This is a genomic window from Sphingomonas sp., assembly GCF_019242355.1.
GTDB lineage: Bacteria > Pseudomonadota > Alphaproteobacteria > Sphingomonadales > Sphingomonadaceae > Sphingomicrobium.
In genome coordinates, this window is record NZ_JAFAVR010000161.1 from 1 (window position 1) to 12,131 (window position 12,131).

Here is a 12,131-nt window from a genome sequence, read left to right on the forward strand (position 1 = left end):
ATACGGCAGACGTCGCCTACCCGGCTGAGCGCGGCCAGAAGGGCGTCAGCGGCGATGGTGACGGTAACCCGGCCGCCGCTCTTCGCCAGCAGTCGGTCCCGCAGGATCGGGGCACCGGCAAGGCCTCCGCCGGACTCGGGTGCCGTAGCCAGGATCACCTGGCCGGGCTCGAGCGTTAGCGCCTCGTCCATCGCCTCCACCATCGTCGCACGCATATTTCTTGCTGCTGTCGGAACTCGGCGTCCGTCCGGGTGGGCGCGTTCGGAATCCGAAAGGCGCGGATGTGGTTGGTGACGCCTGGCGGTCGCATGGCATCGTATTCCGGTTGAACGGATGTGTTGGTCGACGGGATCAGGACGCCGATCTTCAGGCGCCAGCCGAGTGTGTCCGCCATGCGATCGTCTTCCTGCGTAAGTTCCGGGAGGCGAGACTATCCCGACAATGGGCTTCGGCGCGATCCGCGTTGGTCAACACTCGCCGGATCGGCCCTGGCGAGCAGGGCGATCACGCCGGCATGGCGATGCCCCATGACCGCATTGGGGGACGGACTTACGCCACAGGAAAGCTCAACACGATCAACGGTTCGGCGATGTTGCAAAGCTCCTAAGTTCCGACATCCGGCTATGGAGTTTGTAAGAGCGCCTCTTAGCCTCGGACCGGCTGATGAAAGAGCCGCGCAATGATGTGCGGATCGTCCGGCGTAGTCGGATCGAACTTAAAGATGGCGCTGCTGCGCGCGATCAGCACACCCTGGCCATTGCGGATCACCGCCTGCGTGAACAGGAACTGCCGCGTTGCCTTCAGCAGCTCCGTCTTTAGCTCCAGCCAATCGCCCAGCTTGGCCGGGAAGATGAAATCCAGGCTCATGTTGATAGTCGCCGCGAAGCGCTCTGTCAGCCCGGCCATGATGCTGGCCGGCAGCGATTGATGATCCGCTAAGCTGGCGATCACGGCGCCATGGCACACCCCGCGCGGGCTGATGTGGAGTTCCGTGATAGGGAGGGCGATGATGGGTCGGTCGCCATCCATCCTTGCATAGTAGGGTCCGACCGCGTCGCTGTAGCGATCCGGGAAGGGCATCATCTGGTAGTCGGGATGAGGAGGCATGGACGGCGCTCAGACGGGCAGGACATGGAGCCGGTCCGGCGCCACGGCGAGCGTCACATCGTCGCCGAGCGTCCGGCGCGTGAAGGCGTCGTCGTCCACGACCATGGGTCCTTGCGGCGTGTCAACCGTGTAGCGAGCCATGTTCCCGAGGAAGGTGCGTTGGATCAAGCGTCCGCGCAGCGCCAGGCCATCGGGGTGCACGGCCGGTGCCATGATGGTGCAGGCCTCCGGGCGGATCATGAGTGTGGCCTTGCCGGTGACCGTTCCGGTCTGGACCGGGATGGCGAGGTCGCCGAAGCGGAAGCAGCCAGGTGCGACGACCTCGCCTTCGATGAAGTTGGCCAACCCGACGAACTCGGCCACGTAGCGGGAAACCGGCCGAGCATAGATCTCTTCTGGGGGTCCGACTTGTGAAATCCGGCCACCGCTCATGACGGCGATCTGGTGGGAGATCGACATCGCCTCTTCTTGGTCGTGGGTGACGAAGACCATGGTCTTTCCAAGGACCTGCTGCAGCCGCACGATCTCTTCGCGCAAACGAATCCGCAACTTGGCATCGAGGTTCGAGAGTGGCTCGTCGAGTAGCAGGACTTCGGGATCAACAGCCAGGGCGCGGGCGAGCGCCACCCGCTGCTGCTGGCCGCCGGAGAGCTGGTGCGGGTGCTTGCCGGCGGCGGCAGAGAGACCGACGAGCTCGAGCATCTCGCCGATGCGCGCCCTGGCTTGGCTTGCCGGCGTACGGCGCATGCGCAGGCCGTAGCCGACGTTGTCCGCCACGGTGAGGTGCGGGAACAGTGCGTATTCCTGGAACACCATCGTCATCTGGCGCTTGTTCGGGGGCAGGTGCGCGATGCCTTGCCCGTCCAGGGTGATGTCGCCGGAATCTAGCTGGTAGAGGCCGGCCAGCAGCCGCAGGGTAGTGGATTTGCCGCAGCCGGAGGGGCCGAGCAGTGTCGTGATCTGGCCTCTTGGGATGTCGAGCGACACCCGATCGACCGCCTTCAAGGGGCCGAGCGTCTTGCTCAGTTCGATAAGGCGGACGTGCGGCGCGCCGCCCGCTTGGGTGAGTGCGCTTGGCGAGGCGACCGCCGGTTCTTGCGCCGTTGTCGTATTCATCGCTGACTCCCCCGGGCCGGAGCGGAGAAGCGCCGGGTCACGGCTTCGGCCAGCCCGACGCAGATGAAGGTGATCACCAGCAACGCCGTGGTCAGGGCGGCGCCCTCACTCCAGCTTGCGCTGCCGATCATGCGGAGAATGACGGCCGAGACCAGTATCTGGCCTGGCGCAATCATGAACACGACGACGCTGACGTTCGATACCGAACGGATGAAGGACTGGATGAACGACGCGACCAAGCTGCGGGACAAGAGGGGAGCGTAAACGTCGGTGATCAGGCGGATTTCGCTGGCGCCCAAGTCGCGCGCCGAATCCTCGATACTGCGATGGATCTGGCCGAGCGCCCCCTTGGTCGCTTGGTAGGCTTGCGGCAGATGCCAGAAGCCCAGGGCGAGGACGACGATCCAGATGGTGCCCGCGAGCTCAATCGGTGGCGCGTTGAACGCCAAGACGAAGCCAACGCCGATGAACACACCCGGCAGCGCGCCGGGCAGAATAGCCAGGAAGTCGAGCGCGCCGCGGAACCAAAGCGCGCGGGAGTGCAGGAAGGCGATGACCTGTCCGGCGAGGGCGGTGACCAACCCGGCGAGCACGCTGACGACGAGGCTGATGCGCAACTCGTCGACGTAGGAGAACACCCCGCGCATATGGCGCAGGGTGAGGGACCAGTCGCTGCCCCATTCGTTGAACAGGCCCGCGAGCAGTATTCCGGCATAGACGATCACGACCAGTACGCAGGTGAGCGAGCAGATCGCGACGACTGTCCATTTGATGAGCGCAGGTGTCGCGATCTGGTCCACGTCGGCGCCGCGGCCGGTGACGGTGGTGAAGACGCGATTGCCGAGCAAGGCGCGGCTGGCCATGAATAGGGCGACGGCGGGGACCATGAGGACGGAGACGATCACGGCGGCGCCCTGGAGGTCGCCGAGCCCGTCCATCCTGATCCAGGCTTCGGTGGCCAGGACCGGGAAGTTGCCGGCGATGACGATGGCGTTTCCGAAGTCGGCGAGGACGGTGATGGCGACGACGAGCATGGCGCCGATGATGCCGGGAAGGGCGAGCGGGACCAGGACGGTGCGGAGGGCGGCGGTTTCGCTCGCGCCGAGGGTCAGCGCCGCCTGTTCGGTGCTCGGGTGGATGCCCTCCAGCACGCCGCGGATGATCACGGCGGCGAGGGGGAACATGCCGATGGTCTGGGCGAGCCAGAGACCGTGCCAGCCGAAGATGTTCACCTCGAGGCCGAGGAGGGTGTGGGTGATGAGGCCCTGGCGTCCGAAGACGAGGACGTAGGCGAAGGCGACCATGAAGGGGGGCGCGAAGAGGGGAAGCGTGCCGAGGATACGGAACAGGTGACGGAGCGGGATGTCGCGGCGGGTCGCGGCGAAAGCGAAGACCAGGCCGAGCAGCGACGCGGAGGTCGTTGAGAGGAGGGTGATAACGACGCTGTTCTTGATTGCCTGGAGTGTCCGGTTGCTCGTCAGGACTTCAGCGACGTTGCCCGGTTCGGGTGTGATGAGGACGCGGACGGTCGGGTAGATGACAAAGACGGCGAGAGCGGCGATCGTTACGGCGTAGAGGGCCGTCACCGCCGGGTCAACGCGGGGTCGGCTTCGACGGGCCACGGTGGTACTCACGACAACCTCGCTGGGTTACGAGACGGGCCACTACTTTCTGATAGCCTGGTTATCCCCAGCGTTCGCCGCAGAGAGTACGGCGAACTTCCGGGACCCAACACTAATTGTTCGTTTCTTTCGCCCACTGCTTGCGGACGCGGTCGACGTTCTGCGCCGCCCAGTCGAGGTCGTATTTCACCGCTCTCACGGTGGAGAGGGGCGGGACGCCTTCGGGCGGGGCGACGTTGGGGCTGATGGGTAGCCGGTAGCCAAGCTTTACCGATGCTGCCTGCACGGCGTCGCTCTGCAGGAAGTCGATAAACTTGCGCGCACCGTCCGGATTAGGGCCGCCCTTGACGATGCCGGCGACCCAGACGGAGATCGCGTCGTCCTGTGGCAAGGCGAAGCTAATCCGCTGCTTGCGGCCGAGCGTTGCGCCTAGGACGTCGCTCGACCAGCCCACGCCGATCGTGCCTTCGCCGCGTTCGACGAGGGCCACCGGGAGCGAGGCCGAGGAGGTGTATTGGGCGACGTTGCCGTTGAGCTTTTTCATGTAGTCCCAGGCAGGGGCCTCGCCGAGGCGGAAGATCTGCGTCATGACCATGACGGAGCCCATGGCGGTAGTCTGCGGGTTAGGGACGATCACCTTGCCCTTGAAGGCGGGGTCGAGCAACGCGTCCCAGGAGGTGGGGGGCTGGACGCCTTTGAGCGAGGCGTCGGCGGCGTAGCGGTCCGTGTTCCAGAAGATCATGGGGGCCATGGCGAACCAGCCGTGCCAGTAGCCGTCCGGGTCGGCGTAGCCGCGCTGGATGAACTCGGGCGTCTCGGCTTTGGCCTTGTAGGGCAGGATCAGTCCGTCCTTGTTGAGGGACTGGATGAAGTCGATGGTCGTATCTGCGATCACATCGGCACGGGGCCGGTCTTTCTCCGTGCGGACCCTGGCGATGAGGGTGCCGTTCGCGGGGATGATCAGCATCTCGACGTCGATCTCGGTTTGGCGGGTGAACTCCTCCTTGAGCGCCTTGACGAAGGGCTCCTCGTAAATGCCGGTGTAAACCACGACCTTGTCGCGGGCGATGGCAGGGTTAGCGGCGGCGAGCAGCAGCAGTGCGGCTTCGACGGAGCGTCTCAGAACGGTGGATTTGGACATGGTGCGGTTCCTCCCGGCTATCGTTATGGTCTGGGCATGCGCGTGAGCTGGGCCGCCATCACGTGCCCGAAAACCTCGGCGGGCGCTTTTCGAGCATGGCGGCGACCGCTTCCACATGGTCCTTAGAGAAATGCGACATCAATTCGAGGCCGAGATGGGCTTCAATCAGCGCGTCGAACTGGCGCCGCAGCGGCAGGTTAATGGCCTGCTTCGTGCCGTTAATGGCGACGGTCGCGCCTGCTGCGAGGCGTTTCGCGATCCCGTCCACCGTTCCGTCCAGCTCGCCCGCGGGGACGGCGCGGGTGATGAGGCCCATCGCGGCGGCCTCGGCGCCGCGCAGCGAGTCGCCGGTCAAGAGGAACTCCCGTGCCCGAGCGTATCCAATCATCTGCGGCCAGAGCAGGGCGCCGCCGTCGCCCGCGGTGTAGCCCACGAGGACGTGCGGGTCGCCGATCTTGGCGGTGTCGACGGCGTAGGTGAGGTCGCAGAGGAGCGCGAGGGTTGCGCCGAAGCCGATCGCGTGGCCGTTGATGCGGGCGATGATCGGCTTTTCCAGCGCGAGGAGGGCGTGGGCGAGCTTGATGCCCTCCTGCATGGAGACGACCGCGGCCTGGGGGTCGTCGATGCTCTCCTGCATGGCCGAGAACTCGCCGCCCGCGCTGAAGACGCGGTCGCCCGCGCCGGTGATGATGACCACCTTGGTGGCCGGGTCGCGGTTGATATCGAGAAAGACCTCGGCGAGCTCGCCGTGCATCGCCTTCGTGACGGCGTTCGACGGGGGATGGTCGAGGGTGATCGTCAGGATGGCGCCGTCGCGGGCGATCTTCAGGGCTTTGTAGGCGTCGTACATCGGGTCAGGCCCTCGGCTGGCTTTGACTGTTGTTGTGTCGCTCGCGCAACTGCACCTTGCTGATCTTTCCGGTTTGCAGTCGCGGCAGCTCGTCGACGAAGATGACGCTCTTCGGGGCTTTGTAGTGGGCGAGCTGGTCGCGGGCGAAGGCGATCAACTCGGCTTCGGTGAGGCGCGCTGCCGGCCGCAAGGCGACGATGGCCCGGACGCTTTCGCCCCATTTCTCGTCGGGAACGCCGATCACCGCAACTTCGTGGACGGCGGGGTGCTGTTCGATGGCGCTCTCGACTTCGCGGCAATAGACGTTCTCGCCGCCGGTGATGATCATGTCTTTCTTGCGATCGACTAGGAACACGTAGCCCTGGCTGTCCAAATAGCCGACGTCGCCGGTGTGGTACCAGCCGTCGCGCAGCGCCTCGACAGTAGCCGGGCCGTTGCTCCAGTAGCCGCCCATGCAGCTATCTGATCGGCAGGTGAGCTCGCCTGGAACGCCGGCGGGGCACTCGCGTCCGTCATCGTCGAGGATGCGGATGTCGACGTCGGGGAAGGCCTGGCCGACGGAGGCTAGGCGCGCGACCTGTTCCGGAGTTCCGTTCGGATGATGTTGGTGCGGGGCGAGGAAGGTGAAGTTGCATTCGGTCGAGCCGTAGCCGTTGCCGAGCACGTTCCCAAAGGTTGCGATCCCGCGTTTGAGCAGCGAGACCGGCATCGGCGCGGCGGCGTAGAGGAGAAGCTCGACGCTGGAGAGGTCGTACGTGCCGATCTCCGGCACATCCAGGAGCCCGGCCACCATCGTCGGCACGAGGTGGAGGTGGGTGATGCGGTCCCGCTGGATCGCCTCTAGGACGAGCGTCGGATCGAACCTGCGTTGGACGTAGACCGTCCCGGCCAGCCAGAAGGACGAGTAGTAGAGGCAGCGGGCGCCGACGTGGAACAGCGGCATAATGATAAGCTGGCGGGTGTCGCCGCGCTTGGCGAACACGTTGGACATGGTTTCCGCCTGCCGGGCTTCGCCGCGATGGGTCCGCATGACGCCCTTGGGGCGCCCCGTCGTGCCGCTCGTGTACATCAAGACAGCCACGTCATCGGCTTGCGCGTGGATCGGGGGGCCGTCGGGCGAGCCGCTATCGGCAAGCGCCTCGTAGGGTTCGGCCCAGTCTGGGGTGTTGCCCAGGCAGACGTACCGCTGGATCGACAGGCCTGCGCGCAGACTGTCGACGGTGTCGGCGTACTGGCCTTCGAAGATCAGGGTGTGCGGCGCGCTGTTGCGGAGCACATAGTCGATCTCGGGGGCGGAGAGTCGGAAGTTGACCGTGGTCATGATGAAACCCGCGCGTTCGCAGGCGCCGTAGACTTCGGTGTATTCGAGGCGGTTCATCGAGAGCAGTGCGACGCGGTCCTGGTGCCGGGCGCCGCGCTGGTAGATGCCATGCGCGATGCGGTTGATGCGGACCCAATATTCGCCGAAGGTCTGCGTGCGATCCTCGAAGATGATGGCGGCAGTGTCCGAGGCGAGGACCGCGTTGCGCTCGTGGATGTCGGCAAGCAACTTCATCGTCCGTCTCCGCTCATCTCCGGCCCGGTTGCGCAGGTTGCATGCCGGTTTCAGCGCCCGGCGGCGGGTGGACCAGCTTGTACCCGGGCCAGGTCTTGCCGGTTGTCCGCCAGTACGAGCGCGGGTAGGCGATCTCCTCGCCAAGTGCCTGGGCGGCGTGCAATGCCCACCGCGGGTCATCCAGCGTCGCTCGGGCTATGGCAACCAGGTCCGCGCGCCCGCTTGCAACGATCTCGTCCGCCTGCTTCGGATCGAGGATCATGCCAACCGCCATCGTCGCGATTCCAGAACCTTCCTTGATAGCTTGCGCGATATGGACCTGGTAGCCGGGCACAACCGGCGGCAGCTTCTGCTGGCGCGAGTTGCCGCCACTGGACACGGCCAAGTAGTCCACTCCTGCCAGTCGCAGCGCTTTGGCCAATTTGATGCTCTCTACGATCGTTATTCCCCCATCGATCCAGTCGGTGCCATTCACCCGAAAGCCTAATGCCTTGTGGGAAGGCCAGGCGGCGCGCACGGCCGAAGCGACCTGGAGCGCAAACCGCATCCGGTTCTCGAGCGAGCCGCCGTAGTCGTCGGTGCGCCTGTTCGCGACCGGTGAAAGAAAGGAACTGATCAGATACCCGTGGGCGGCATGCACCTCGATGAGATCGAAGCCGACCCGGCCAGCCCGTCGAGCGGAATCGGTGAAGCTCTCGACAACCCGGGCGATCTCCGCCTGGGACATCTCGGTTGGCGCCGGCCATCGATCGCTGTGGGCGATGGCCGATGGGCCGATCGGAATCCATCCCCCCTCTTCCGGAGGCACGGGGTATGGCGCATCGAACACCTGGCTGGACGCCTTTCTGCCAGCATGCGCGAGCTGGATGCCCCATTTTGCCGTTGAGTAGGTTCGAATGCGCGCAAGCATCTGCTTGAGCGCCGCCTCCTGCTCATCGTTGTAGAGTCCAAGGTCGCCCAAGCTGATGCGGCCAATTGCCTCGACCGCGGTGCCCTCCATGATGACGAGCCCCGCGCCCGATATGCCCAGGCCGCCATAGTGCATATCGTGCCAAGGGCAGGGCAGCCCATCCGTCGCCATATATTGGCACATTGGCGGAACGACCACCCGATTCTGGAGGCTAAGTTCGCCGAGCACGATGCCGTTGAAGAGACTGCTCACTGCTTCGACTCCAGGGTTCCGCGGCGGCCCGCCCGTGCGGCCAGGTATTCTTTCAGTATGGCTCGGAGAAATGACCGGCGAAGACCGTGATCGGCGGCTTGGCGGCCGGATCCGCCATCACCTCGATAAGCATCGCCTCGTCCGAGGCCATCGCCTCGTCCAGCACCGCGGCCACGGCCTCGCCGGTCTCCACCCGCACGCCGCGCACGCCGCAGCAACGCGCGATCCCGGCGTGGTCGACGGGTTCGAAGTCGCACGCATTCGTATGCTGGCCGAACTTCATGTCCTCGGCGTGGGTTTGAAAGCCGAGAATTCCGTTGTTCAGCACGATGATCGTGATCGGAAGCCGAAGCCGGCGAACGGTCTCGAGCTCCGCCCAGGAATGGGCGAACCCGCCGTCGCCGACCAGGCAAATGACCCGGCTGTCGGGTGCGGCGACCTTCGCACCCATCGCCAAGGGCAATCCCCAGCCGAGCCCGGCGAGGCCGCGTGGCGTGAGGAAGCGCTGCCCCACTCGCCGGGCGGTGAGATAGTTGTTGATCCAGATCGACGAGTAGCTCGCATCGGCGACGACGATGTCGGTCGGGCGCAGGCGCCGGTCGAGCTCGGCCATGAGCCGTTCAGGGCGGATGGGACCGCCGTCCCGTCCCGACACCTCGGCCACCCGGCGTCGCCAGTCCGCGACGCCCTCCTTGATCTCGGACTCGAGGCGGGCGCGTGCGTTCTGGCGCGCAGACAGGTCGCGCGTGCCCAGTGAGGTTGTCAGCGCGGCGAGTGTGAGCTTGGCGTCGCCGAGCAGGCGAAGCGCCTCGTAATTTCGCCCGATCTCGATCGGGTCGATGTCGACGTGGATGAAGCGCGCCAAGGGCGGGAACAGTGTCCAGCTATCGGTGCCGTTCTGGTTCGTGCGGCTGCCGACGAGCAGGACCACGTCGGCGCGCTCCACGAGCGCGCGCAGCTTATGAGTGCGGCTGCCCACGGCCATGTAGTTGCCGATGCAGCCGAGGCTGAGCGGATGCATCTCGTCGACGCTCCCCTTGCCCATGTTCGTGGTGGCAACCGGAAGGTGGGCGTTCTCCTGCAAGGTCGCCAGCTCGGCCCCGGCATCCGAAAGGTGAACACCTCCCCCCGCCACGACGAGCGGGCACTTCGCGCTGGCGAGGAGGCCAGCGGCCTCGTCGACCAGCGACGCAGCGGCCACAGCGCGGTCCAGCGGAAAAGTGCCGAGATCGGCGCGACGCGGCGAGGGATCCGGCGCCTGCTCGATCAGCAAGTCCGGCGGGACCAACAAGACCGCCGGGCCAGGACGGCCGGACGTTGCGGCGGTGAACGCCATGTCGACCAGGTCTTCAAGCCGATCGGCGCGATCGATCCGTCGCACGAACTTCGCCACGCCGTCGAAGAGCTTCATGTGATCGAGCTCCTGGAAGGCGTTCTTGTCCATGCCGTTGCGCTGTACCTCCTGCACGAGCGCGATCACGGGAACGGAGGCTTTCAGAGCCTCGGCCAGCGGCGCGACTAGAAGTGTCGCGGCGGGACCGTTCTGGCCTGTCACGACGCCCACCTTGTGCGAGATGCGGGCATAGCCGTCCGCCATCGCGCCGCCCGTATTCTCCTGACGATATGCCTTCTGCTCGATGCCGGCATGCGGGGCCGCGAGATGGAAGGCGCTCGGCAAGCTTTGCCCGAACGTGACCGTCACGCCGTGCCGGGCGAACGCCCCAGCCAGACGCATCGCCACCGTCTCGTTCCGTTGTGCCGTGTCAAGCATCTTGGGGTCCTCTGCGATGAGGTTGCCTTGCGTGCGGATCGCAGTGCTCGGCATTGTGTTTGTTCCCGGACAGCGCGTTTCTCCCGCCACTGACGTTAGCGGCTTGGAACGCGAGCGATTAGACTCGAAGTGTTACGCCCTGAATGAAGCTCAGCTTCAGAATGGGACGGGAGCATCGGCTTTCTTGGTTGTTGGGCAAGGCGATTGCCCGTAGGGTGGCGACGACGCGAATGAAGGGGAGCTTTTGAATTGAGCGCGAACTCAAGGGACCTCCTGGACGGCGTGCCAATCTTTCTCGCCGTCGCCGAAGCACGGAGCTTCACTCGCGCCGCCCACAAGCTCGGCATCTCGCCTTCCGCTGCAAGCCAGGCGGTCAGAGCCTTGGAGGCGAGATTGGGGACCCCGCTGCTGATGCGGTCAACCCGCAGCTTGAGCCTGACTGCGGCGGGCGCCACCTATCTGGATCGTGCGGGGCCGGCGTTCATGGCATTGAGCGACGTGACGCTGGAGACCATCGGCCTCGCCGCCCGCCCGGCCGGACCGCTTCGCCTCACGATGCCGCGGTTCGCTTACGACGGCATCGTGGGCCCGGCTCTGATGGCCTTCCGGCGGCGCTACCCCGAAGTGGAGGTCGAGATTGAGGTCGAGGGTCGGCTGGTCGACATCGTCGAGAACGGCTTCGATGCTGGTCTGCGCTTCGGCGACCTGCTTGCGAAGGACGTGACCGCCGTCAAGGTGCTCCCGGCGTCCGAGAGCCTGCTCGCGGCATCCCCGGCCTATCTTGCGGCTCACCCTGCGCCCTCGACCCCTTCGGACCTCCTTGAGCATGACACCGTGGTTTGCCGCAGCCGGACGACGGGGATCATCCAGCCTTGGCTGCTGGTCGGCACCGATCTCGGCGTGTCCTGCCGGGTCGACCCCAAGGCGCCGATGATTGTCGGCGACATCGCCACCGAGACCGATCTCATCGTCCGAGGACATGGCATCAGTTGCCTTCCCTCTTATTGCATCGACCGGCTACTGCAGGATGGGAAGCTCGTCCGCGTGCTGCCCGGCTGGTCGGTCCCGCTCGAGCCGATCTACATCTTCTATCCGAGCCGGCGGCGGCAGACGCCCGCGCTGCGTGCGTTCGTCGAGCATCTGAAGCAGTTCGGCTCGACCCGTAAGGCCATCGCGTCTTCGCGCGAACCTGCCACCGACAGCCAGAGGTCGAGGCGGAGAGTTGCCGATCCCGCCCTCGCGGACTGACGCCCAAAACAGCCCGGCCCTGGGTCGGTCGCCGCGGCTATGGAGAGCAAGCACGTGCCGGAGGTGGAGGAGTTCTTGGATAGCCTCTGCTTGGCGCAAGCGGAGACCGATGTCTTCGAGGGACGCAGCCCTAGGTTCGGCTGGTCCCGCGTCTTTGGCGGCCAGATCCTCGCCCAGGCCGTCGCCGCCGCGCAGCGCACGGTGACCGAGGATCGCTTCATACATTCCTTGCACGGTTATTTCCACACTCCCGGCGAGGTTCGATCGCCGGTCCGCTATCAGGTCGCCCGGATCCGGGACGGAAGGAGCTTCGCCGCACGACGGATCGAAGCAACTCAACACGGGAAGCTGGTGGCGACGATGGAGGCGAGCTTCCACGTGGACGAGGGCGGTCCAGATCATCAGAACGTTGCGCCGCCTGATGTGCCGCCTCCTGAGTCTCTGCCCGATCCTGCGGCGTTCTTGGGGAGTGAAGCGCATAAGTCGGCCCAAGCGACCCGAGATCTCTGGCACCAACCTACGCCGTTCCTAATCCGCCCGGTCGTCCTTGGTCACTACG

12 protein-coding genes are annotated in these 12,131 nt (G+C 65.5%); 3 read left to right on the plus strand and 9 right to left on the minus strand.

What is annotated here, in order from left to right; translation table 11 throughout:
- Nucleotides 1-215: hypothetical protein (locus JOZ79_RS08010; protein ID WP_294072972.1), on the minus strand; the 215-nt coding region annotated here is incomplete at its 3' end.
- 5 nt (nt 216-220) lie between these two features.
- Here JOZ79_RS08010 and JOZ79_RS08015 point away from each other — a divergent pair.
- A complete protein-coding gene (locus JOZ79_RS08015; RefSeq protein ID WP_294072974.1) occupies nt 221-607 on the plus strand; it encodes a hypothetical protein in 387 nt (128 codons plus the stop codon).
- A 38-nt stretch (nt 608-645) separates the two neighbouring features.
- Here JOZ79_RS08015 and JOZ79_RS08020 read toward each other — a convergent pair whose 3' ends face one another.
- From JOZ79_RS08020 to JOZ79_RS08055, 8 genes are all read right to left on the minus strand, one after another.
- Complete coding sequence (locus tag JOZ79_RS08020; RefSeq protein ID WP_294072976.1) at nt 646-1,107, minus strand: PaaI family thioesterase; 462 nt, start codon at nt 1,105-1,107, stop codon at nt 646-648.
- A 9-nt stretch (nt 1,108-1,116) separates the two neighbouring features.
- A complete protein-coding gene (locus JOZ79_RS08025; RefSeq protein WP_294072978.1) occupies nt 1,117-2,223 on the minus strand; it encodes an ABC transporter ATP-binding protein in 1,107 nt (368 codons plus the stop codon).
- On the minus strand, nt 2,220-3,857 hold the full coding sequence (locus tag JOZ79_RS08030) for an iron ABC transporter permease (protein ID WP_294072981.1): 1,638 nt from the start codon (nt 3,855-3,857) through the stop codon (nt 2,220-2,222). Before JOZ79_RS08030 ends, JOZ79_RS08025 begins: the two co-directional genes overlap by 4 nt.
- Before the next feature lie 100 nt (nt 3,858-3,957).
- Nucleotides 3,958-4,986 carry an extracellular solute-binding protein gene (locus tag JOZ79_RS08035; protein WP_294072984.1) on the minus strand — a complete coding sequence of 343 codons (1,029 nt, stop codon included), beginning with the start codon at nt 4,984-4,986 and terminating at the stop codon, nt 3,958-3,960.
- Between the two features lie 58 nt (nt 4,987-5,044).
- The gene (locus JOZ79_RS08040; RefSeq protein ID WP_294072986.1) at nt 5,045-5,836 is read right to left on the minus strand and encodes an enoyl-CoA hydratase-related protein; all 792 of its coding nucleotides are present in this window, start codon (nt 5,834-5,836) and stop codon (nt 5,045-5,047) included.
- A gap of 4 nt (nt 5,837-5,840) precedes the next feature.
- A complete protein-coding gene (locus JOZ79_RS08045; RefSeq protein WP_294072988.1) occupies nt 5,841-7,391 on the minus strand; it encodes a long-chain-fatty-acid--CoA ligase in 1,551 nt (516 codons plus the stop codon).
- Nucleotides 7,392-7,404: 13 nt separating this feature from the next.
- Complete coding sequence (locus JOZ79_RS08050; RefSeq protein ID WP_294072990.1) at nt 7,405-8,553, minus strand: NADH:flavin oxidoreductase/NADH oxidase; 1,149 nt, start codon at nt 8,551-8,553, stop codon at nt 7,405-7,407.
- Between the two features lie 52 nt (nt 8,554-8,605).
- The gene (locus tag JOZ79_RS08055; protein ID WP_294072991.1) at nt 8,606-10,378 is read right to left on the minus strand and encodes an acetolactate synthase catalytic subunit; all 1,773 of its coding nucleotides are present in this window, start codon (nt 10,376-10,378) and stop codon (nt 8,606-8,608) included.
- Between the two features lie 195 nt (nt 10,379-10,573).
- Between JOZ79_RS08055 and JOZ79_RS08060 the strand changes: the two genes are divergently transcribed.
- Nucleotides 10,574-11,572: a LysR family transcriptional regulator gene (locus JOZ79_RS08060; protein WP_294072993.1), complete on the plus strand. Its 999-nt coding sequence runs from the start codon at nt 10,574-10,576 to the stop codon at nt 11,570-11,572.
- Nucleotides 11,573-11,611: 39 nt separating this feature from the next.
- A partial coding sequence (locus JOZ79_RS08065) for an acyl-CoA thioesterase domain-containing protein (RefSeq protein ID WP_294072996.1) occupies nt 11,612-12,131 on the plus strand: 520 nt, incomplete at its 3' end.